Consider the following 22,677-nt stretch of genomic DNA (forward strand, 5'->3'; position numbering starts at 1 on the left):
CAAAAGTCGATACTTTTATATAAACACAGCTTATACAGATTACCGGAATACTTACCAATTTTACAGACACCCTGAAAAGGTCCGCAGGAAAGTGGTAATTTTGAATAAGCTTAAATAAAGACAGTCAATGGAAGACCAGGAAGTTGAAAAAGTAAACAGTGTTTCGGATTACAATAAAATGGTGAATAATGAAACCCTGCATCCGCTGGTAAGTGTGGTGGATTTTGCAAAATCCGATCCCATATGCCAGTACAGAAGAACCTATACTTTTTATACCGTTTTTCTGAAAGATGTGATCTGTGGTGATATGCATTACGGCAAGCACAGCTATGATTATCAGGAAGGTACGCTGGTCTTTATCGCTCCCGGACAGGTAAGCGGAGTAACGAATGGCGGAAATCCTATACAGCCCGGCGGATATGCGCTGCTGTTTCATCCCGATCTGATCAAAGGAACCAATCTTGGTAAAAATATTAATGACTACAGCTTCTTTTCCTATGATGTGCACGAAGCATTACACCTTTCAGAAAAAGAAAGAGAAATTGTTCTGGAATGCTTTAAAAATATAAAGCTTGAGCTCGAACAGTCCATCGACAAACACAGCAAATCATTAATTGTAAACAATATTGAATTGTTCTTAAATTACTGTATGCGTTTCTACGACCGTCAGTTTATTACAAGAGATCATGTTAACCAGGGCGTTATCGGAAAATTTGAAAATCTGGTGGATGATTATTTAAAATCTGATCATCCAAAAAATATAGGTTTTCCGATGGTCAATTACTTTGCAGAAAAGCTGAACCTATCCGCCAATTACTTCGGCGATCTGATCAAAAAAGAATTAGGAGTTTCCGCTCAGGAATTTATTCACAATAAGCTGATCGATGTTGCCAAAGAACAGATCCTGAACCCCTCAAAATCAATCAGTGAGATTTCCTACGATCTCGGATTTAAATATCCACAGCACTTTACAAGATTATTCAAAGCCAAAGTCGGTGTTTCCCCGAGTGAATACAAAATATTAAACTGATCATTTTAAAAACAAGTAACACTCATAGTTCACCAATATCACAATTTTCCACTTCGGATTATTTGTGGAAATTGGTGACATTCGTGTTTAAGTTACCATTAAAACCAAAGCAAAAATTTTCTCATTTCAAAAAACTGAATTAAATTTAATAGATAAAATTTTTCAAAGTTTTTAAAATGACCGTTGAGCAGACCACAACCCACATTTTTCAGACTTCTTTCGGGAAAGTAATTGCCTTAAAAAGTAAAGGAGTAATCAGAGCCAAAAGCATCCGGTATGCCCGTTCTGAAAGATTTCAAAAACCTGTTGCAGAGCAGCCGTCTCCTTCAGAAATTATTTTACCCGATAAAACCCCGGTTTGTCCGCAGACCATAAGCCCTCTCGTAGAAAAAATGATTGGGCCTGCTCCTATGGAGAACTTTGATCCGGATGAGTCCCCACAATATCTTTCCGTCTTCCGTCCTGACAGTTTTACTGGAAAAAATGAGAAGCTTCCTGTTGTGGTCTGGATTCATGGCGGTTCCCATGAAATCGGGTGTGGTGATCTTCCCACTTCCGATCCTGGTGACTGGGTGAAGGAGCAGCAGATCATTATTGTTGCCGTTTCTTACCGGCTTGGGCTCTTCGGTTTTCTGGGCGGTGATGAAAGACCGCCCAATTTAGGATTGTTCGATATCATAGAAGCATTGAAATGGATTAAAACCTACATCTCAGAATTTGGTGGTGATCCTGGCAATATTACTCTTTTAGGCCAGTCTTCTGGTGGTGATGCCATTGTCCACCTCATGATTTCGGAAGGGGTAGATGGCTTATTTCAAAGAGTAATTATCCAGAGCGCTCCGTTGGGATTACGCCATAAAAGACAGAAAATGACTGCTGAATTTTTGAAAAAGACAGAGGGGCTGAAAAATGAAAAAGATATTTTGAAAATGGTGAATGAATACAGAAAATATGTGCCGTCCGTCATTAGATACGGCTTGAAAGCTGCTATGCCTTTCGGTATCCAATATGGATTTCCGCCTTTATGCAAAGAAGAGGAATCGGTAGAAAAATGGAAAGAAAATGCCGGAAAATATGATGTGCTGATTGGTCTGAATAATGACGAAACCGCATTTTATCTTAAAACTTCCGACGCTTTGAATAAATATTTCGGTAAAGGTTTAGGATTGAGAATTATGGATAAAGCAGTCGAAAAAACTACCGGACTTATCTATGGAACTCCGGCGGAAATATTTGCTGAAAATTATGCAAAAGCAGGCGGAAATGTTTATTTATTCAGAATTCATGCTCGGTCGGAGAACGCCCGTATCGGAGCACCGCATTGTATTGATCTTCCTTTGATTTTCGGAAATGAATCGGCCTGGAAATCCTCTGAAATGCTAAAAGATATCCCGTGGAAATATATTGATGAAAATGGCAAAAAAATCAGAGCACTCTGGACAGAATTTGTAAGGAACGGAACTATTTCCGATGATTCGGACAGGCCGGAAATTTTAAAAATCCGGAAAATTAAGTTTTAAATAAATCCTGTAACAAAAGTTTTTATCGCAAAGGAAAATGCAACATTTCATTCAGTAAAGAAATACAAAATATTTCCTGTGAATTGCTTCATAAGTGAAACGACTCAGTTTAAAAATCGACCGAATACTTTATAAAATCCTTGTTTATTCTTGCGTTTATTTTTAATCATTATCCCGTAATCAGGTTAATAATAATTGTAATATGTGTATATTAGATTAACCAAATCAAAAAATCTATTAATTATGAAAACACAACTTATTGCTCACATCCGGAAAATAGAAAGAAAAGAACTGAAAAATCTGAAAGGTGGCGACATTCACCGCGACAGGGTATGCTGTACATCCAATGAAGAGGGATATTGCTGCGAATGGGCCATTAACATACAGAATTGCCGTTACATTTACTGCTAATACAGGCTATTTGTACCATTAAAAGCGAAACAATATAAGACATACATGACCAAAGGAATAAACCGTCCGGCCATGTATGTTTTTTTTATATCAGGATTATTCAGGAATCCACACACTTACATTGCCTGCGGGAACCGGGAAATTTCCCCATCCGTTCTCATCAATAATTACCGTTTCCTCAGATCTTTTGAGCAAATCTTTAAAACTTTTGCCCGCATACTTCTTTCCCATTTCCATAGGTTTGCTGTAGGCCTCTTTATTACTGAGAACCACAGCACATCCTGAATGTTCATCATCCCCTTCACGCGTCCAGCCCAGGCAGTTGGCATCTTCAAAATAGTCCTTCTGCATGCCGTAAGCATGATCTTTTCTTGCCTTAAGAAGCTCTTCAATACCTTCCACTTTCTGCAGGAAAATTTCCTGGTCGTTGCCCTCTTTATCTTTATCGGTGTAATGGGCACCATACAGGTCAGGATAAAAAATACATGGATAGCCGTTCTCACGAAGCAGGATCAGCGCATAGGCCATCGGTTTAAACCATTCCTGAACCGGAGCCTCAAGATCCTGAAGAGGCTGCGTATCATGATTGTCCACAAGGCTTACGGAATGGAGCGGATCGGCTTGTGTAAGAGTTTCGTCAAAAATCCTTCGGAGATCATAAGAACCGCCTTCATTGGATGCTGTGTGAAAATTATTCTGCAGTGAACTGTCAAAAAGGCTCATGCATCCTTCCGTTACCTGGATGTATTTCTGAAGAAGATTCAGTTGCCCGGGAGCCCAGTATTCACCGACTGCAAAAATATTTTTTCCGGAATTGGAGCGAAGCATGGTCAGCCATTCCTTATAAAAATCAAATGAAATATGTTTTAAGGCATCCAGCCGTACTCCATCAAAATCAGTCAGGTTAAAATACCATTCTGCCCAGGTGTTAAGCTCCTCACGCACAAAAGGATTCCGGTGCTCGATATCGTTGTACATCAGGTAGTCGTAATTTCCTTTCTCATCGTCAATCATTTCTTCCCAGTCGTTTCCATACTCAGACTGGATCTTAAAGATGTGCGAATCCATACCTTCTGCATAATCTACACCACTGAAACAGGTGAAGTTCCATTCAAAATCAGAATATTTTTTTCCTCTTCCGGGAAACGTAAATTTAGTATAAGATTCTATTTCAATGACATCGGAAATAATCTTTTCCCTGTTGTTTTCGTCTACTTTTACCGCTTTAAATTTTTCCAGTTCATCGCCGCCGGCCTTATGCCCAAGAACAATATCTACTATTACCCCTATATTTTGTTTTTTTAAAGCTTTAATGGCTTTCAGATAATCATTAAGGGTTCCGTATTTGGTAGGAAGGCTTCCTTTCTGGTCAAACTCTCCCAGGTCATACAGGTCATAAGCATCGTAACCTACTGAATAACCGCCGTTTGTTCCCTTATAAGCGGGAGGGAACCATACCGAAGTAATTCCTAAATCTTCCAGATATGCAGCCTGTTTTTCTGCTTCTTTCCATAATTTTCCATCTCCTTCAGAATACCAGTGGAAAAATTGAATCATTGTTTGGTTCATAAAATGTAGTTTGGTTTCTACAAGATAGTGAATTTTTTTTACCTTTTAATTCTCAAATTCCTCAAACGGGATTTTTAGTTGAATGGAAACCTGCTTTTTCTCTTCCGTGTTGAGGTGGGAAAGGGAGAGGCCTAATAATCTTACAGGTTTATCAAAAGGTCTTAGCTCCCACAGCTTTTTCCCGGTATTCAGATATTGCTCCGGGGAAGTGAAATAGTCATCCTTCGTAAAGCTTCTGGTAAAAAGAGAAAAATCCTTATACTTAATTTTTAAAGTTAATGCTCTTCCTAGAATATGATTCTTTTGCAGGCGCTGGTGAAGTTCCTGGCTCAGATGTTCCAGCTTTTCATTGATCGCCTGGTCATCAAAAAGGTCTTCAAAAAAAGTTCTCTCCACAGCCACACTTTTCTGGATCCGGTGCGGCTTTACTTCAGAATTGTGAATGCCGCGGACTACATTGTAATAGTAACCTCCGGATTTTCCAAAAAGTCTCACCAGCTCTTCCAGTGTTTTTTTCTTTAAATCTTTTCCTTTATAAATCCCTAAACTAAACATTTTGTTAGCCGTAACTTTTCCTACGCCGTAAAATTTTTCAACCGGGAGCTCTTCAAGAAAGCCCTCAATTCTATCCGGATGAATGGTTTTCTGGCCGTTCGGTTTATTAATGTCAGAAGCTACTTTCGCAAGGAATTTATTGACAGAGATCCCTGCAGAAGCGGTCAGCCCGGTCTGTTCAAATATTTTCTGACGGATTTCTCTGGCAATCTGGTTGGCAGAGTCTATATCTTTTTTATTTTCGGTGACGTCAAGGTATGCTTCGTCCAGGGACAAAGGCTCTACCAGGTCGGTATATTCATGGAAAATTTCCCGGATCTGACGTGATATTTCTTTATACCTTGCAAAGCGTGGAGGCACAAAAATAATATGCGGGCATTTCTCCTTAGCTGTTTTGCTGGGCATTGCAGAACGAACGCCGTATTTCCTGGCTTCATAGCTCGCTGCCGCAACCACTCCACGGTGCTCTCCTCCTACAGCAATAGGTTTCCCCTTGAGCGAGGGATTGTCATGCTGTTCCACAGAAGCATAAAATGCATCCATATCAACATGAATAATCTTACGGATGGGAAAAGAAGAATCCATACCGCAAAGATATGGATTCATTTATTTTGAATTAAATTATAATTAATTTGAGTCCGACAGAAAATTAAGATTATGAGGTTGGAAGCTGGAAGCTGGCGATTCGAGTCACTGTTGGTCAGTAATTTCAGGTGATGATAGACTTGAGTATACCACTGTAAGTTTTCTGAGTAAAAATAAAAACTACCGCTTAACTCCCATCACCACCCATTTTACCTAACTTTTTCACTAGCTGTCAATGTGTCCATTAGTTTGTTAATTTTAGTGCTATTGTGTAATTTAGCTCAATTAAGCAATAATCAGTATGACTATAATGAGTAAGTTTCTTTTCAGTGTTTTCCTCTTTTTTTTATTTTTCTCAGTTCATGCACAGAAACCCAAAGTTGTGGTTTTAGGTGTAGGTCATTCTACACAATTAATCAATTTTGATCAACAGCCTGCGGTAATACGCGCCTTTATTAATAAAGTTGATCCGGCTGCAATATGCATCGAACGATCTCCTGAAGAATTTTCAAAAAATGATTTTTACGAATTTACATACGAACAGCAATATGTGGTCGTTCCCTATGCAAAATCTATAAAGAAATCATTGCATCCAATTGATTGGTTACCAGAGGAAATGGATATGGACCTTGCGTTTGGTATAAAGAATCTTGAGGTTCCCAGATTCACCAGAGGTAATCAGGGTTTTTTAGGATTTACAGTTTTTACCGAAAAAAATGACTTTGAAGATGGAATTTATTTTGCAGATTCCAAAGTATACAGTGAGCAGATCGAAAAGTGGTATACGAAGCATCCGTCTAAAACAAGCTCTGATTTTCCACGAAGGCTGTTTTTATACCGTACTTTCCTGCAGGCCAAACGGATTGAAAAAGTGTTGGAAAATTACTCTGATAAAGATACGATCTTGGTAGTCATCGGTTCATTTCATAAAAATGATATTGAGAAACACCTCATGGAAAGTGGATATTCCATTGTACAGCCTTCTTCATTCGGTGAAATAAATAGGCAGGATATCAATGAAAATTTCAGGCCGGAAGATGCTTATGCTATATTATCTTTTAATTTACTTGGCATGCAGTCAAATCTTAATAAACTGAATCCTAAAATTATTGATCATGCATTCGGGCATTTACAAAAGGACACATCAGCAGAAAAGGAGTTTTTTAGGATAAAATATGATCTGTATTTAAGTAAAATAACATCGAAACAGGCTATAGCATATTACCAAAAATTACTTACAAATACGGATGATGCTACAGCATTCACCTGGAATGGGGTTAAGGATAAGTCCCGTATAGATTCTTATTTTGATCTTTTTGGGAATCTTTCCTTTAAAAAAAGAATAAGATTAGAGATCGCCAGAGAATTTCGGAAAATGGCAAATGAAAAAATGTACCGGAAAGAAATAGAACTCTTATCTGAAGGAATGAATGACTACAAAAAGCAGATGCTGATGGTTTATGTGCAAAAATACCTAATGTAGATTTTATTTTGCACCCTGCACAATTTCAATGGGTGTCAGCTTGTACTGCTCCGTTTTTTCAGATTTAATTTCGATATGCTCTGTAATAGCTTCCTCTTCCATCTTCCTGACACCATTAAAAAGAGAAAAGCCTTATTCCGAAATTGGATTCATTATGTTTTCATTCTCATCGTAATGAGCAGCGATTCAAATCCTGCTTTTTCATAAGCTTTTACAGCGGATTCGTTTTGGGCATATACATCAAGTCTTACTTCAGAAATGCCTTTGGTTCTTGCCCATCGGATGAGTTCGTCCAGAAGCAGCTTGTTCACTCCCTTTCCTCTGTGTTCAGGTTTTACATACATGAACCCCAGATAGGCATACTGATCAAAATCGGAATAATTGTTTTCCGTTTTTTTGATCCTGGCATAACCTGATGCGATGACTTCATTATTTTCTTCTGTGACCAGTACTAAAGAATCCTCAGACTGTATCAATTGAAGAAGATCATAATAATGAATCTCTCCATCACGCAGAGTGCTGTTAAATGGCCTTTCAGCAGAAACAATCCCCTGCTCAAATTCTAAAAGGACCTCCAGATCCTGTTCTGTAGCTTCTCTTGTCATCATTATTTTAAAAGACGGTTGATGGTTTCCTGGATCTCAGGATCTTCAGGGGAAATGGCATAATATTTTGCGATGGAAGACTTCTGGTCTACAACCATATATCTAGGAATCCAGTTCAGGTCAATATAATTATTAAAATCATTCTTCCAGCCTGTAGCAAACCAGTAATTATCTTTGTCCTTCATATTGAATCTGTCCAGGCTTTTGTCAAAACCTTCTTTTGATCTTTCCAGCGAAAGGAATACGAAATCTATGTTGGGATTATTTTTTTCAAGTTCTTCAGCTTTTGGAAGTGCTTTTAAGCAATCCCTGCACCATCCGGCCCAGAAGTCAATTACTAAAACTTTTCCTTTATGGTGATCAAGAATCTGCTGTATCGTGATGTTTTTTCCTTCCTCATCCTCCAGTTTCTGTGCCAGGGCTTCTTTGGAAAAACTGGTTTTAAGTACCTTCGTTTGCTGCTGTGCATAACTCAGTCCGAAAACACTGATCATAAGAATTAATGCTGACTTTTTCATGTTCTCAATTTCATTTATACAAATCTAAACAATGAAACGCAATTGGAGATTGATTTCTTATGAATTAGGAAAAATTTATGAGATCGAAAATTTCTATAAAGATCTACTGATAGTTGCCGATCAGGCCTTTTACCACAGCAATTACGTTCGGCATGGCTTTATTGGCTGCATTCAGAACTTCTTCGTGGGAAACGGCAAAGGCAATATCCGGTCCGCCAAGATCTGTGATCACAGAAATACAGAAAACATCCATTCCCATATGTCTGGCAACAATTACTTCAGGAACGGTACTCATTCCTACCATATCACCGCCAATAGCTTTGATCATTCCGTATTCTGCCGGCGTTTCAAAAGTCGGCCCCTGCAGAGCTACATAAACTCCCCGGTGAATTTTAATATTGTTTTCGGCAGCAGCTTTTTCAGCCGCTTCGATCATTTTCCTGTTATAAGGCTCGCTCATATCCACAAAACGCGGTCCGAATGATTCAATATTTTTACCACGGAGAGGATGTTCAGGCATCATGTTGATGTGGTCTTTTAAAATAACAATATCCGCAACACTGTACGCAGGGTTTACGCCGCCACAGGCATTGGATAGAATGAGGTTTTTAATGCCTAACAGATGGAAAACCCGTATCGGGAAGGTTACCGTTTCCATAGAATGACCTTCGTAATAATGAAAACGTCCGCTCATCATCAGGACTTTTTTTCCTTCAAGGATTCCGTAGATTAATTTTCCGCCATGCCCGGCAACAGTGGTTTGCGGGAAATTAGGGATTTCAGGATACTCTAAAATATGAATCGCTTCTACTTCATCCTGCAGTTTTCCAAGCCCGGATCCTAAGACAATGGCAAAGTCAGGAACTTCTTTGATGGTATTTTTAATGAAATCGGCGGTCTGTTTAATTTTTTCTAACATAATCTAAGATGATTTGGTTGAATTCTTCCTTTTTATCAATGATGACATTAATAGGCCAGTAGTAAACAATTTCTCTAAGATAATCAAAAGTTTTCAGGCGTACGTAATCCTTCTCTGTGGTCAGGATCAGCTTATATTCACCTAATTTTTTATATTCTTCGGTGATCTTTTTGATATCATCATCCGTAAAATTATGGTGGTCTCTGAACTTTAGATGTTTCACCCTTTGGGAAAATTTAGCCAGATGTTCCAGTAGGGGTTTCGGATTGGCAATTCCGGTGATCAGAAGGATGTCATAATAGTTCAGGTTATTGTCCGGAAGCATTTTATCTCTTCCGTATACATTTTCGTCATAACCGATGGATGAAAAGAATACTTTTTGGTTATAAGAAGGTCTTATCCTTGAAATATAATAGCGTTTGGTTTCTTCGGTAAGCTCATCAGGACATTTGCTGACCATGATGATGTCCGCTCTTTTGGATCCGTGTCTGGATTCTCTTAAGTCGCCCGCCGGAAGAAGATGGTCTTTAAAATAAGGATCATTAAAGTCCGTCATCAGAATATTGAATCCTGCTTTAATGGCTCTGTGCTGCATGGCATCGTCCAGAACAAGTACATCAAGATCCATGTCTTCAATAACCTTTTTGGCTCCGGGAACTCTTTCTTCTGAAACGGCAATAACGAAACGGTTTTTGAAACGCTCAAAAAGCTGCATGGCTTCATCACCTACAACTTTATAGTTGCTTTCATAATTCGTTACTTCGTAGCCTTTTGTCAGTCTGCCATAACCGCGTGAAAGAACGCCTGTCCTGTAATGCTTGGACAGATACTGGGCAAGATACATCACCATAGGCGATTTTCCGCTTCCGCCCACGGAAAGGTTTCCGACATTGATTATCGGGGTATTGAATTTTGTTGTCCTGAAAACTCCAAGATCATACATTGTGTTTCGGATACCCGTTACCAAATGATAACCGAGGGAAAAAGGATAAAGGTACCATCTTTTCATACGTCTGCAAAAATAGGAATTTTCATAAGGATTTTGTATAATATTCTCAAAGACTTTTCAATAAATATTTCATTAAATTAAAGTATTTTTGTTGAGTTATTATATTACATTGAGATACTTTATTGAATTTTCTTACAACGGGAAAAACTATTTCGGTTATCAGATACAGCCGGATGCTGTTACCGTACAGGAAGAACTGGAAAAAGCGCTTTCCACGATATTGAGGGAAGAGATTAAAACAACAGGTGCCGGAAGAACGGATACAGGCGTTCATGCCAAAAAAATATTTGCCCATTTCGATACGGAACAACCTGTGGATGAAATGAATTTACCTTATAAATTGAACAGTTTCTTACCGCCTGATATTTCTGTAAAGAGGATCTTTAAGGTGAGAGATGATTTTCATGCCCGTTTTGATGCTACGTACAGAACCTATGAATATTATATTTCCCTGGCGAAAAATCCTTTTACCCAGGAATCGGCATGGCAGCACTGGAAAAGACCGCTGGATATTCGAAAAATGAATGAAGCCTGTAAGATTCTGTTTGAATATGAGGATTTTACAAGTTTTGCGAAGCTAAAGACGGATAATAAAACCAATATCTGCAAAATGTACAAGGCAGAGTGGGAGCAGGAAGGAACAGAACTTAAGTTTACGGTTTCAGCCAGCCGTTTCCTCAGAAATATGGTCCGCGCTATCGTGGGAACTATGGTTGAGATAGGGAGCGGAAAAATAAAACCGGATGATCTGCGTAAAATTATTGAAGATAAGCACCGCAATGCAGCAGGGACTTCGGCTCCGGGACACGGATTGTTTCTGGTGGATGTAGGGTATGAATTCTAAACCGGGAAAATTATCATTCCAACTTTTATACAATCAGGATAGTCCTGAAGTTTAATACATAAAAAACACGAAATATGTTATCAATTTTTATTCTTATAGGAGCCTACAGGTACTATGCACAGCTGGCGGAAAGATTCGGAAAAACAAAATGGCACTATGGACTTTCAGCGATCGCTGTGTATTTGGGAACTCAGCTGGTCTTCGGCTTTTCGTATGGGATTTATAAGGGAATTACAGATCCGGCTTCTATAGAGGGTGTGGATTACACAGGATTCTCCCTCATTAATATCATCAGCTGGGTCATTTCCATTGCTGCTGTATATGGAGTTTATCACCTTCTTCAGAGGAAATTTGTGAAAGAGCAAGTTACCAAACCTTCTTTGGAAATTGAAAAAATAGGAGATAAGGATTTATAAAAGCGGGTGACAGAAATTAGCCCACTGAGACCCTTGAAGTCACCGGATGTGTCTGGTATTGGCTATTTCAACCAACAGTCTTAAGCCCATTAAATATTTAAATGGGTAAAATCCGGCTTTAAATATTCATATTATAAATAACCTTTATCTGAAATTTTCTATGACGATTTGATGAGCTTCTACAGGCTTTCAAATTTTAAAGTCTTATTTTTGCATTGAATTTTAAATTCTTTCTTCAACTCGTACAATGAAAAAACAAGATACCTGGGGGATTGTTAAGAGGCTGTTCTTTATAGGAATGAAATTCCGGTCCTGGTTCATCCTTACTTTAATCATTTCCGTATTACTGTCCGTAGTTTCTACCTATAGACCTTATCTTACCATGGAGGTGGTGGATAATGACATCACCAAGCTGAGGGATAATGCTTTGATGATGAAGCATATCTACATACTGGTAGGTTTGGTTTTTGCAGAAACTGTTTTAAACTTTTTCTTAGTTTACTTTTCAAATTTTATTTCGCAGAATGTTATCCGCGATATCCGTGAAAGGCTGTATGCAAAACTGATCTATTTCAGAACTTCATTTTTTGACAAAACGCCCATCGGGCAGCTTGTAACCCGTGCTGTAGGCGATGTGGAAACTATTGCTACCGTTTATACAGACGGTTTTCTCATGGTTTTCGGAGATATTCTGAGAATTGTGTTTGTCCTGGTGATGATGTTCAGTACCAATGTTCATTTGAGCTATATTACATTAGCGATCCTGCCTTTAATGGTTCTGATTACCAGATTCTTTCAGAAAAGACTGAAAAAAGCTTTCGGAGATGAAAGAACATGGACGGCCAATCAGAACTCTTTCGTTCAGGAAAGGCTGGCAGGGATGTCAATTATCCAGGTTTTTAACAGACAGGAAGCTGAATTTAAAAAGTTTGATGATATTAATATCACGCTGAAAGGAGCCCTGTTGAGAACCGTATTTATTTTCTCATTATTCTTTCCGGTAGTAGAGCTTATATCTTCTTTATTTATAGGATTTATCCTTTTTTACGGAGGTTATATCACAATCAGTGCCGGGGTTGTTATTGCGTTTATCCAGTATATTTCGATGCTGATCCGTCCGTTAAGACAGATTGCTGACCGTTTCAACAATATCCAGAGAGGTATTGTAGGAGCAGAAAGGGTATTGGGTGTCATGGATGAAGATTACGCCATGCCGAATACGGGAACGGTGAAGAAAGATCACTTCGACGGTAAAATTGAATTCGAAAATGTACGTTTTGCTTACGACGACAAGCAGGAAGTACTGAAAGGAATTGATTTTAAAGTGAATCCGGGAGAAACAGTAGCTATCGTGGGAGCAACCGGTGCAGGGAAATCGACTATTATCAGTCTTATTACAAGGCTTTATGATATTAACTCCGGAAAGATTATAATTGATGATGTAGATTTAAAAGAGTACGAGCTTTATAATTTGAGAAGACATATCGGAGTGGTTCTGCAGGATGTATTTCTTTTCCACGGAAGCATTTTTGAAAACCTTGCCTTTGGGGATGAAAGTATTACTTTAGAAAAAATAAAGGCAGGAGCAAAAGAAATTGAAGTAGACCAGTTTATCGAGCAGCTTCCGGGAGGATATGATTTTGTAGTAAGCGAAAGAGGTTCGTCTATTTCCTTGGGTCAGAGACAGCTGTTATCTTTTCTGAGAGCTTATCTGTCAGACCCTAAAATTCTGATTCTGGACGAAGCCACTTCTTCTATAGACCACGAAAGTGAAAAACTGATCCAGAGAGCAACCGAAAAAATTACCAAAAACAGAACCTCGATTATCATTGCCCACAGACTTTCTACCATTGAAAAGGCAGATAAAATTATTGTTATGGAGCATGGTAAAATCGTAGAAGAAGGAAAGCACCTGGAGCTTCTTGACCGCAACGGATATTACGCAACACTTTACAAAGCCCAGCTGAGAAATGAGGTGGAACTGGAAGAAGAAAAGCAAAAATCATAGATCAGTATGATTTCATAAATACAAAAGAGAGCCTGGAGCTCTCTTTTGTATTTGAAACGTGTTCTTTAAAATTTTAATTTCCTAGTGATCACTTTCCCGTTTTCCAAAACTGCCGTCACGGTGATAATGATATTTTTTTCATTGACAGGGAATCTGAATTCAGAGGATTTTATATTTGCCCTGCTGGTCAAAAGTCTTCCCGAAGCATCATAGATATGAACGGTGGAGATCTTAAGATCACTTTTTACCCATACAAAACTCTCGTCCCTGATGATCTCTGAGGTGCCTGGTTTGCTTACATTTGCAACAGCCAGAGGATTCTGAATGATCACGGAATAATCTTCTACCTGCCCGTATTTTGGAGTATAGCAGGCAGTAACAGCTGTTCCGTTAAATTCACCGATCACTCTCATTCTTAACGGCGTATTGGCTACTGCACCCGAAGGAGGAGTTACTGATGCGGTGGCAACGGAGCTGCTGCTGATCCCGCTCTGATTAAGCACAAGCTCTGTGGCTTCATTAAACTGTCCGTCATTATTATAATCTATATAAGCTTTGATAATGTGCGGATTGCTGGTTCCCGGCGTAACCGTAAGTACCGTTGCGGTATTGGAAGGAATGGTAGTTTTTGAAATGCCGGAACAGTAATTTCCCGTAAAGTTTTCATAGAAATTATTGGAAGCCTGTTTATAATTGGCAGAGTAGTTATTAATGTCAGCAAATTTCACGGAAGTAATTCCGATATTAAAGTTTCCCGGATTCGTTATAGAGGTGGGAGCGCAGGCTGTGGTTAAAACAGCGCTGTTGTTGGCTGTAATTAAAGAGGCTGTCGGAGAATTGATCAGCGTCTGTCTGTATTGCAGAAGCTGTGCCGTCGCCCTGTCAGACTGTCCCTGAGTAAATAAATTCCTGAAGCAGAACGTGTAAGCCATAACATTTCTTTCACCGCCTGCATATATCTGGCTGGTACATGGGTTGATCTGCCCTGTCTGGCAGGTATAAGGAACAGACGAATGGTAAAGGCTTTTCATAGGCTCAGTATCACATACCAGGTCGCCCTGAAGAGTACAGTCTGCATTCGTGGGACAGGCTCCGGTAGATTCATTGTAGCCTTCATGCGTGTGGCGAAGGCCTAGTGCATGCCCGAATTCATGAGCCAAAGTCTGTGCATTCACTGCCGAAGCACTTGTGGACATGAAAGAATAATCATTGCTGCCGCCCGGATAGTAAGCAAATCCGTTCAGGGTTCCTGAATTGGAAGCCAGTTTTTTAACGACATAGATATTATAATACTTGCTGGTATCCCACATTCCCAAAGCAGTAATTTCGGAAGCTGTTACGGCATTCGTGGTATTGTCATTATTGACCCCTCCACTCACGTATTTCGGAAGATGGGAAGCATTGATCCTGTTGATGCCGTTGGTGGGATTACAGCCTGGGTTTATTTTGGCAAAAACCAACCTTACCGGCAGTATGGCGCTGGTTCCGGACATACCGCTGGATGTGCTTCCGGAAAATACCCCGTTCGTATAATTAATCCATGCTGTAATATCAGCATCGGATTTGTTATTGACTGTCCCAATGGCACTTCCGTCACCTACCACATGAACAACAACAGGAATTTCATAGACCTGGTTCTTGTTTAATGTGCTGGCTAACTTTCCGCTTTTGATGAGCCTGGATAATTCCAGGTTGAAAGCATCGTCCTGAGCTTTCTGTTCCGGATGTTTTTCATAATGTTTTCGCATCAATTCATCGGTTCCGCACTCTTGAAATTCAATCTTTTGTGAATAAAAATTGGAACAGGCTAATCCTGAAATGATGATTAGTAATAGTTTTTTCATAAATAGGGTATTTAAGTTGTGTTGTGCTGAAAATAAACAGTAAATCGCTTATTTTTATAGTATATTGATACTTAAATGGTTAAATTTATTTAAAAAAAATACTAAAACCTAATAAATGGGTATGCAAATGAAAAATGTCAGTATCAGACTGTTGAATATCAAGTCCACTTCACTTTGTCGGGCCATTTTTGGAAAACGTTCCTATAATCATGAAGCCTGTGATATTTTTTTCAGTTGTGCGGGTATATTTTAAAACCTGTTCGGGAGTGGTAAAAAAATGAAACGCTTCTCTGTCATGCCAGATGTCTTAGGTTTCATCGGTTTCAAATTCTGTAATGTCAGAGACGATCCACTTTACTTTTTCAGCGTCACTTCCCAGTCTTGCTTTTGTTTTTTACAAAGCTTTTCCGAAATGTGGAGGACGGTAATTCTGTAATCTTCATCCAGTAAATTGTTGATGCATTCCATCCTTTAGATTGCTGATAATAGTCGTAAAATAAGCTTTAATGCCAGCCGGAAGTTAATCTTTCAATTGATCATTAATTTCTTCAAATTTATTAATTAATCCATTAAGTTTTGCCTGTTGTTTCTTGATGGTTTTCGGCCTTAAATAAAACCAGTTGAAGGCTATCCACAAAAAAGTGAGTCCATAGGCAGTAACTGCATATATCATTTTCATTCTTGAAGCATATTCATACATATACAGACTTATTCCGGCGAACAGCATAATGAAGTATAGATTCAGCATGGTGGTCTGCATAAATTTCTGTTTGTTCTTCAGGGAATACAGGCTGTTTAAGTATTCAGCATTCGTCTGGGTGCTGTCAAGTTTATAAAAGTTCATAAACAATTGGTTGTAAGCGAAAAGGAAAATAACCATGGCCAGAATGACCAATACAATCCCAATTTTAGTTGTAGCCAGTTGAGGTTGATAGTGGTACCAGATCAGTCCTATCAATACGCTGGTTACAATCAGCAAAATATTGGTAGTGATTAATTTACGTATATTTTCTTTTTTGAATTTTTTCAACCTTCCCAGCAGTTCTTCTATGCTGGGTTTCTCTACAGTCTGTTGTTTCCAGAGGTTTTTAAAATCTATATTAGTAGCCATTTTCTTTGAATCTTTTTGTTAATTTTTCTTTTATCCTGTGAATCCTTACCCGTATATTAGCTTCAGACAGTCCCACGATACCGGCAATTTCTGCCTGCTTTACTTCTTCCAGTTCCAGAGAAATAATGATACGGTCTGTTTCAGGCAGCTCAGAAATAAACTGATAGAGCATCTGGATCTGCGGTTCAATAGATTCCTGCTTTTTTTCTTCGAGATGAACGGGAAACTCTGCTTTCATAAATCTTTTCTCCTTTTCGATCCGCTTTAAACAGTTATTCGAAGCAATTCTAAAGATCCATGTTCCAATACTTGATTCATTCCTGAATTTTGGAAGCTGTCGCCAAACAATAATGAATGTTTCCTGTGCGAGATCCTGTGCCAGTTCAGAATCGTTTACATATCCCATGCACAAACGGAATATCTTCTGCCAGTACAGTTCATATATATCTTCAAATACCATTATTGGGGTGATAAAAAGTTATTTAACTGTTCAAAGTACCATTCTTTGTCGTCATACATAATAAAATGAAGCCCTTTTGAAGCATATCTCATATCTGCACTTTTTAAATTTTTATATTGACTTTCAATAGCAGACTTGAAATTTACAAAATAAGATTCCAGCAGGATAAGGGAAGGACATTGAATAGTCTGTATTTTTTCCCTAAGGTCTGTATTGGAGAAATCACAGTACATCTTTGCAAATGTTATCCTGTCAGACTTCATACTCCAGCCAACTACCGTTTCCTGCATCGATGGATTGGCTACAAGACGGGGTATAGTAGCCGTTTGCATTTGTTTAAACTGTTCATCACTCATTGCTTTCAATGTATTGATGGTTGAGGTACAGTCATTATTCTCTTTAGATTTAAAATTGGGATCCGACAGCGCAGCCAGACACGGAAGAGCATCTACAACAACTATTTTGGAAACCAGTTCAGGATAATCTGCAGCTAATGCCATGGCCAGACCTCCTCCCATACTATGTCCGATGATAATCGGTTTTTCAATTTTCTGATCCTTTATATAATCAGCAATTCCTTTTTCCCAGTCTTTAAAATTGGCATCTGCCAATGGTTTTACTCCGGCAAATCCTTTCATTGTTAGTACATAACACGAAAATTTTTTATCAAATTGGGTTACGGTTTCATTCCACACCTCTCCGGAAGAAGCAAACCCAGGGATAAAGATGATAGACTGTTTGCCTTTTCCGGTCTTTTTTACTTCAAAAGGATAGGTTTTTGTTTGTCCAAATATATTGCATACCGTTGCAAAAACTAATACCAGGATAAGGAAGATTTTGTAGTTTTTCATTGTATAAAATTTTAATGTGAATCTGTCTTTTAGAGACCAGATTTTTTAAAATGTTACAGAATGTTTTAAATTATTTTATGAAATTATGTTTAAATGTAATAGGGTAGAGGTTTATTATTTTGAAATTGTTGATTATCCACTGTCATTTCAAGAAATGCAATAATCTTATGAAATAGCAATTTTAAATCACAAATCATCATCAATCTTTTTCTTCTTTTTGCTGAAAATTTTAATTTTCCTGTTCTTCAAAACGCGATAAAATAAAAAATCGTTGCCACATCGCGCCATTCCAGCAAATTTTTCATCAATTTCCCTAACCATATTGATGTAAAGCATCATATTTCAGTGGTTTATCCGATTCAAAAGAAAGTTTGTTTTTTTTGATTGTTTTTCCTGAATTAATAGGCTTTTTAACGCTGTTTTCTATGCAATTTTAGTGGCTTTAATTTATTTTCATCATTCTCAAAAAATGTAAAATTCTTATAAAATCATCAAATTGAGTAAAAAAATGACGTTTGACTTGTGATTATATTAAAAAATTCACTATTTTTATTACAAATTTAAAGCATGCCCCTGAAAATTGGAGGGTATAAGGTGTAAAATTATTTTTTTAAAATTAAAACCCAAAATACAAATGAGTAATATACAAGATGAATTTAAAGTCTTTAAGGATGAGCTGAAAAAACTGAATATCGATGTACAGAAAGTAGTGAAGGTGGGAAACGGAAGCATGGATTTCCATGAGGTTTTTTATAAGTCACCGAGATATCAGGAAGTGAAAAGTGTGTATGTCCAGCGTCATAATCTGGACAGTATGGTGGAGAAATTTAAAAAGGCTTACCATTAAAATATAACGGGGCGCCGCAGAGAATCTGCGGCGCTTTCTATTGCAGTACTATTTATTAATCCTTATCCAGTGTGGAGGTCTCTTTGGTGTCCTTCATTCCGGCATAAACGATCAGGGAAAATAAAATACATCCGGTAATATACCAGTAGAAATATTGCTCTGTTCCGGCCTGTTTGAACCAAAGGGCAATATATTCCGCCGTTCCTCCAAAAATAGCTACCGTAAGTGCATAAGGAAGTCCCACTCCCAGCGCTCTGATCTCTGAAGGGAAAAGTTCTGCTTTTACAACAGCATTAATTGACGTATAACCGCTGACAATAATCAGGGCGGCCATGATGAGGAAAAATGCAGTCCACATCGAGGTGGTTGTGCTTAAAGCTGTAAGAAGGGGAACGGTAAACACGGTGCCGAGAATTCCAAAACCTAAAAGCAGAGGTCTTCTTCCTATCTTATCGGATAATGCCCCGAAAACAGGCTGCAGGCAGGCAAATATAAATAATGAGATAAATGAAATCAAGGTCGACTGCTCTTTGGTAAGATGAACGGTATTGACTAAAAATTTCTGCATATAGGTTGTGTATGTATAGAACGCCAGGGTTCCGCCCAAAGTGAGGCCTATTACAGTAATCAAAGCTTTGGGATGTTTGAGAAGTTCTGTTACTGTTCCTTTTTTCTTTTCACTGACCTCTTTTTTATTTTCAAATGCTTCGGTCTCGTGAAGATTGGCTCTTAAATACAGGGCAATCACAGAAAGCAGTGCTCCGATCACAAAAGGGATTCTCCAGCCCCATTCTTCAAGCTGGGTTTCCGTTAAAAGAAGTTTCTGCAGAATCAACTGGATTCCCAATGCAATCAGCTGTCCGCCTATAAGGGTTACATATTGAAAGCTTGAATAAAAGCCTCTGCGCTTTTCTGATGCCATTTCGCTGAGGTAAGTGGCCGAAACACCATATTCCCCGCCGACACTCAGTCCTTGTAATAACCTGGCAATGAGCAGTAATGCAGGCGCCAGGATTCCGATAGTCTTATAGGTTGGGGTAAGGGCAATAAGAAGTGAGCCGAAAGACATCAGCAGTACGGAAAGAGTCATTGCTTTTTTTCTCCCGACCTTATCGGCAATACTTCCGAATATCCAGCCGCCGATCGGCCTCATCAAAAATCCTACGGCAAAGATTCCCGCCGTATTCATCAGCTGGGCATTAAGATCCGAATCCGGAAAAAATGAATGAGAAAAATAAATAGCAAAAGCGGCATAAGCATACCAGTCGTACCACTCAACAAGATTTCCGATAGATCCGCCTACAATGGCCTTAATTCTTTGGGCAGTGGTGATAGATGATGAATTCATAGATTTGGCTTATATGCAATGAGCGTTTTTTGCGATAACCAAGATACAAATTTTGCTAAAAAATAAACCGTCCTTAAAAAGAACGGTTTTGTAAGGTTAAATATCATTTTTAAAATCTGTATCCAATGGATAGTCCGCTTCTGAAGCCTGCCCAGGGACCGTCTACTTTTATTTTTGCTCCATTGGCATTCGTTTCCACGGTGTAATCTACAAAAGGGATATCAAGATTTTCAATTTCCTGTTTAAGCTGTGCCTGCATTTCCGGGGTCAGCACGTAATTGCTGGTCATTGTGAAATCGCCTTTTCCACTTCCATAATGGGCGCCGGCAATCCAGAAATCAAGGACCAGGTTTTGGCTTCGGGTAAGGAAAAACTGTACGCCAACCATTAAGCCGCCGCTGTTTCCGCTGGTACTTCCCTGGCCTTTGAGGGGAATCTGGTAGGTATTCCCGTCTACAGCATCATAATCGTAATAGAAATCAAAGCTATTGGAAGAAACATCCGAATAGCGGTAATAGGGGGCGAAATAAAATCCTTTACCATAGCCTTTTCCGATGTAGAATCTGGGTTCGATGGTGAAGTTGGTTGACTTTACTCTCAGATTTTGAAATCTTTTTTCATCTTCATCTTTCAGAAATGAGTTAATGAAAGGTACTTTTCCCTGCGTCATTGTTCCGAAACCGATGTTAAGAGAAAACCATTGGTTGATGGCTCTTTCATAAGACAGGTTGATGTTCCTGAATGCATAGGCTGTGACGTTGGTCTTAATGATATTCATTTTTTCCGGGGAAACAGGCTGAATTTCCTGTGCGTCTGCTTCTGAAAACAGGAAACAGGGGATTAAGATGAGGAACTTTTTCATGATTATATATTTTGGGGTGTAGAATAGTATCAGCAAAAACCAGGCAAAAATTGAATAATATTTCAATATGATTTAATTTTTAACTTAAAAACAATAATATGGTTGTTGTTTTTGTTATATGGTTGATTGAAAAAAATAAGGATTCACAATACTTACCATATCATACAGCAGAAGATTTTAACCGAAATTTTAATTCAGCTTTTTTGCTTACTATAATCTGAGTTCGGGATTTAGAATTCAAATAAACTCAGTGATAAATAAGGATTTTAATCGTATTTGCTGATGAAAAAGCCAATTGATATTCTTAGTGATTTTATTCCTCCTCATGAATTGTTCTTATTCATATTCCTTTAAATAGGTTACCATTTTTTTCTCCACGAAATCAAACAGTGAATTCGCAATTTTTATAACTTTGGGAGGTGCATTTTCATGGGCAAAAATGTAAATGCTTTGATTTTCCAAACTGTACAGTAACCGATCTCCGTCACCGTACAGCCAGAATTCTCCCAGAACAAGGTATTGCTTTCTTTGAATCGTTTCGGCAGCTAATTCATTAAAATCAATTTCCAGACCTTCCAGTTTTAACACTGATATATTTCGATACCATATGATTAAATCTTCAGGAAGCTGTATGGAAAATTCTTTTTCAGTATTTTGAATAATCTCCTGCTGTACACCTGCTTCGATGATGTCAGAGTTGCTGTATGATCTGGTTAATTGTCTGAAAAATTTTGGATAGGTGTTTTTTAGATATCCGAATTTATTTTCAACGTCTTTCTGAAGCTGTTTTTCTTTTTGTTTTTCGGCTTTACAGAAATCATCAAATTCTTTCTCCCAGCCCTGTTTGTAAAGGTCAGAAAGAGTAACATCAATTTTTAACGATTTTAGCCAGTCAAAAGCGGCCAGCTGCCCGATGTATAAATTTCTGATCCCGCTGAAACTTTCTTTGGGCTTTATTTTAAGAAATGCAGTTCTTCCGCATATTTTTTCCACGGTATCTTTATGATCCGTAAACCAGCCTGTCCATTCGTGTGCGGTGAGCTTCCCTTCTGAAAGGCTGGTGAATTTTTCGATAAGTTCCTGTTGTGTCATCTGTCAAATGGATTAGGTATCACATGAAACATCATCCCAATCCTGATCCATATAAGTGATCAGCCAGTTTAAGGCATAGTGCCTCTCATAGACGATGCCGGGATCTACCGTGGTCATTTCAATATTGTTGATACGGGCGTCTACACATGCCCAGTCATACCGGTAATATAAATCTGCAGCATCGAGTATTTCAGATTTTGAACGCAGCTCATGAGGCCCATTAATGAAATCATTAGGATCGCTGTCGCCGCCAACAGGATAGTTTTCGGCAGGAATATCATTCAGATCGCATAATTCATCAGGAAAGGGCAGGGTGTCCACTTTTTTTAATGCCCACAATAAGACCCAGATGCATTCACATTTCCAGCTTTCCTGCGCCTTTTTTTGTTCCGTGGGATCATTTAAAAAATCTTTTTCATCCGGAGTGGTGGAGTCCCAAAGATCACAGCCTTTCAGATAATCAATTGCTTCTTCCGCATCCATCGCATCAAAAGCAATAAGGTTCGTAACAGCGAGAACGGTTACTCTGGTGGCCATTTCTTCAGAAGTTCTAAGTGTTGTTTCTTCGTCTGTTTCTATGTGGGGAAGGTTAAAATTAATTTTTATTCCTTCTTTTTTGAGAATTTCCTCGTTTTTTTCTTTTCTTGTCAACTCTTTTTTCTTTAAATTATTGTCTGGTATATATCATGAATTCCGGATTTTGTACATCCTTTCTTTTCTGCTTTTTGGATATAATGAAGATAAACGCTTGCAAAAGCTGTGGCATAAATTCTGGTGTTGTGCATGGCTT

At 38.5% G+C, this 22,677-nt stretch carries 23 protein-coding genes; 8 read left to right on the forward strand and 15 right to left on the reverse strand.

Annotation, left to right across the window (positions count from 1 at the left end):
* The first annotated feature begins 127 nt into the window (after positions 1–127).
* The 3 genes from IX38_RS04275 (at position 128) to IX38_RS22860 (ending at position 2,961) form a co-directional block, all read left to right on the forward strand.
* Positions 128–1,030 carry a helix-turn-helix domain-containing protein gene (locus IX38_RS04275; protein ID WP_034702079.1) on the forward strand — a complete coding sequence of 301 codons (903 nt, stop codon included), beginning with the start codon at positions 128–130 and terminating at the stop codon, positions 1,028–1,030.
* Between the two features lie 176 nt (positions 1,031–1,206).
* Positions 1,207–2,550, forward strand: a complete 1,344-nt coding sequence (locus tag IX38_RS04280; protein WP_034702082.1) for a carboxylesterase family protein — start codon at positions 1,207–1,209, stop codon at positions 2,548–2,550.
* Between the two features lie 243 nt (positions 2,551–2,793).
* Positions 2,794–2,961, forward strand: a complete 168-nt coding sequence (locus tag IX38_RS22860; RefSeq protein ID WP_165570700.1) for a hypothetical protein — start codon at positions 2,794–2,796, stop codon at positions 2,959–2,961.
* A gap of 96 nt (positions 2,962–3,057) precedes the next feature.
* Here the strand turns inward: IX38_RS22860 and IX38_RS04285 are convergent, their stop codons facing one another.
* Positions 3,058–4,518: an alpha-amylase gene (locus IX38_RS04285; protein WP_262483434.1), complete on the reverse strand. Its 1,461-nt coding sequence runs from the start codon at positions 4,516–4,518 to the stop codon at positions 3,058–3,060.
* A 57-nt stretch (positions 4,519–4,575) separates the two neighbouring features.
* Entirely contained in the window at positions 4,576–5,670 is a 1,095-nt protein-coding gene (gene dinB, locus IX38_RS04290; protein WP_034702085.1) for a DNA polymerase IV, read from the reverse strand.
* A 310-nt stretch (positions 5,671–5,980) separates the two neighbouring features.
* On the opposite strand from dinB, the gene IX38_RS04295 reads away from it, so the two are divergent.
* The gene (locus tag IX38_RS04295; protein ID WP_051884471.1) at positions 5,981–7,153 is read left to right on the forward strand and encodes a hypothetical protein; all 1,173 of its coding nucleotides are present in this window, start codon (positions 5,981–5,983) and stop codon (positions 7,151–7,153) included.
* 152 nt (positions 7,154–7,305) lie between these two features.
* On the opposite strand, the gene IX38_RS04300 is transcribed toward IX38_RS04295, so the two are convergent.
* From IX38_RS04300 to lpxK, 4 genes are all read right to left on the reverse strand, one after another.
* Entirely contained in the window at positions 7,306–7,761 is a 456-nt protein-coding gene (locus IX38_RS04300) for a GNAT family N-acetyltransferase (protein WP_185097672.1), read from the reverse strand.
* Positions 7,761–8,276 carry a TlpA family protein disulfide reductase gene (locus IX38_RS04305; protein WP_034702090.1) on the reverse strand — a complete coding sequence of 172 codons (516 nt, stop codon included), beginning with the start codon at positions 8,274–8,276 and terminating at the stop codon, positions 7,761–7,763. The genes IX38_RS04300 and IX38_RS04305 overlap by 1 nt, the downstream gene beginning before the upstream one ends.
* Positions 8,277–8,379: 103 nt before the next feature.
* Positions 8,380–9,195: a purine-nucleoside phosphorylase gene (locus tag IX38_RS04310; RefSeq protein ID WP_034702092.1), complete on the reverse strand. Its 816-nt coding sequence runs from the start codon at positions 9,193–9,195 to the stop codon at positions 8,380–8,382.
* Positions 9,179–10,204, reverse strand: coding sequence for a tetraacyldisaccharide 4'-kinase (lpxK, locus tag IX38_RS04315; protein ID WP_034702093.1), 1,026 nt, complete (start codon positions 10,202–10,204; stop codon positions 9,179–9,181). The genes IX38_RS04310 and lpxK overlap by 17 nt, the downstream gene beginning before the upstream one ends.
* An 88-nt stretch (positions 10,205–10,292) precedes the next feature.
* Between lpxK and truA the strand changes: the two genes are divergently transcribed.
* The 3 genes from truA to IX38_RS04330 all read left to right on the forward strand — a co-directional run bounded on the left by truA (position 10,293) and on the right by IX38_RS04330 (position 13,472).
* Complete coding sequence (gene truA / locus IX38_RS04320; protein ID WP_228377907.1) at positions 10,293–11,048, forward strand: tRNA pseudouridine(38-40) synthase TruA; 756 nt, start codon at positions 10,293–10,295, stop codon at positions 11,046–11,048.
* A gap of 74 nt (positions 11,049–11,122) precedes the next feature.
* Positions 11,123–11,464: a hypothetical protein gene (locus IX38_RS04325; protein ID WP_034702098.1), complete on the forward strand. Its 342-nt coding sequence runs from the start codon at positions 11,123–11,125 to the stop codon at positions 11,462–11,464.
* A 247-nt stretch (positions 11,465–11,711) separates the two neighbouring features.
* Positions 11,712–13,472 carry an ABC transporter ATP-binding protein gene (locus tag IX38_RS04330; protein WP_034702101.1) on the forward strand — a complete coding sequence of 587 codons (1,761 nt, stop codon included), beginning with the start codon at positions 11,712–11,714 and terminating at the stop codon, positions 13,470–13,472.
* Between the two features lie 65 nt (positions 13,473–13,537).
* Here the strand turns inward: IX38_RS04330 and IX38_RS04335 are convergent, their stop codons facing one another.
* From IX38_RS04335 to IX38_RS04350, 4 genes are all read right to left on the reverse strand, one after another.
* Entirely contained in the window at positions 13,538–15,316 is a 1,779-nt protein-coding gene (locus IX38_RS04335; protein ID WP_034702103.1) for a M43 family zinc metalloprotease, read from the reverse strand.
* A gap of 520 nt (positions 15,317–15,836) precedes the next feature.
* Positions 15,837–16,427 (reverse strand): hypothetical protein, encoded by a 591-nt coding sequence (locus IX38_RS04340; RefSeq protein ID WP_034702105.1) that lies wholly within the window; start codon positions 16,425–16,427, stop codon positions 15,837–15,839.
* Positions 16,417–16,887, reverse strand: a complete 471-nt coding sequence (locus IX38_RS04345; RefSeq protein WP_034702107.1) for an RNA polymerase sigma factor — start codon at positions 16,885–16,887, stop codon at positions 16,417–16,419. Before IX38_RS04345 ends, IX38_RS04340 begins: the two co-directional genes overlap by 11 nt.
* On the reverse strand, positions 16,887–17,738 hold the full coding sequence (locus IX38_RS04350; protein ID WP_034702108.1) for an alpha/beta fold hydrolase: 852 nt from the start codon (positions 17,736–17,738) through the stop codon (positions 16,887–16,889). Before IX38_RS04350 ends, IX38_RS04345 begins: the two co-directional genes overlap by 1 nt.
* 634 nt (positions 17,739–18,372) lie before the next feature.
* Between IX38_RS04350 and IX38_RS04355 the strand changes: the two genes are divergently transcribed.
* A complete protein-coding gene (locus tag IX38_RS04355; RefSeq protein ID WP_034702111.1) occupies positions 18,373–18,585 on the forward strand; it encodes a hypothetical protein in 213 nt (70 codons plus the stop codon).
* Between the two features lie 55 nt (positions 18,586–18,640).
* Here the strand turns inward: IX38_RS04355 and IX38_RS04360 are convergent, their stop codons facing one another.
* The 5 genes from IX38_RS04360 to IX38_RS22295 form a co-directional block, all read right to left on the reverse strand.
* Positions 18,641–19,933 (reverse strand): MFS transporter, encoded by a 1,293-nt coding sequence (locus tag IX38_RS04360; protein WP_034702112.1) that lies wholly within the window; start codon positions 19,931–19,933, stop codon positions 18,641–18,643.
* A gap of 109 nt (positions 19,934–20,042) precedes the next feature.
* Complete coding sequence (locus tag IX38_RS04365; protein WP_034702114.1) at positions 20,043–20,795, reverse strand: DUF3575 domain-containing protein; 753 nt, start codon at positions 20,793–20,795, stop codon at positions 20,043–20,045.
* A 336-nt stretch (positions 20,796–21,131) separates the two neighbouring features.
* Entirely contained in the window at positions 21,132–21,887 is a 756-nt protein-coding gene (locus IX38_RS04370) for an SMI1/KNR4 family protein (protein ID WP_034702117.1), read from the reverse strand.
* A 12-nt stretch (positions 21,888–21,899) separates the two neighbouring features.
* Positions 21,900–22,538 carry a DUF4272 domain-containing protein gene (locus tag IX38_RS04375; RefSeq protein WP_051884473.1) on the reverse strand — a complete coding sequence of 213 codons (639 nt, stop codon included), beginning with the start codon at positions 22,536–22,538 and terminating at the stop codon, positions 21,900–21,902.
* Positions 22,539–22,549: 11 nt separating this feature from the next.
* Positions 22,550–22,672 (reverse strand): DUF2200 family protein, encoded by a 123-nt coding sequence (locus IX38_RS22295; protein WP_084680196.1) that lies wholly within the window; start codon positions 22,670–22,672, stop codon positions 22,550–22,552.
* Positions 22,673–22,677 lie beyond the last annotated feature (5 nt).

It is taken from the genome of Chryseobacterium luteum, from assembly GCF_000737785.1.
Classification (GTDB): Bacteria; Bacteroidota; Bacteroidia; order Flavobacteriales; family Weeksellaceae; genus Chryseobacterium; species Chryseobacterium luteum.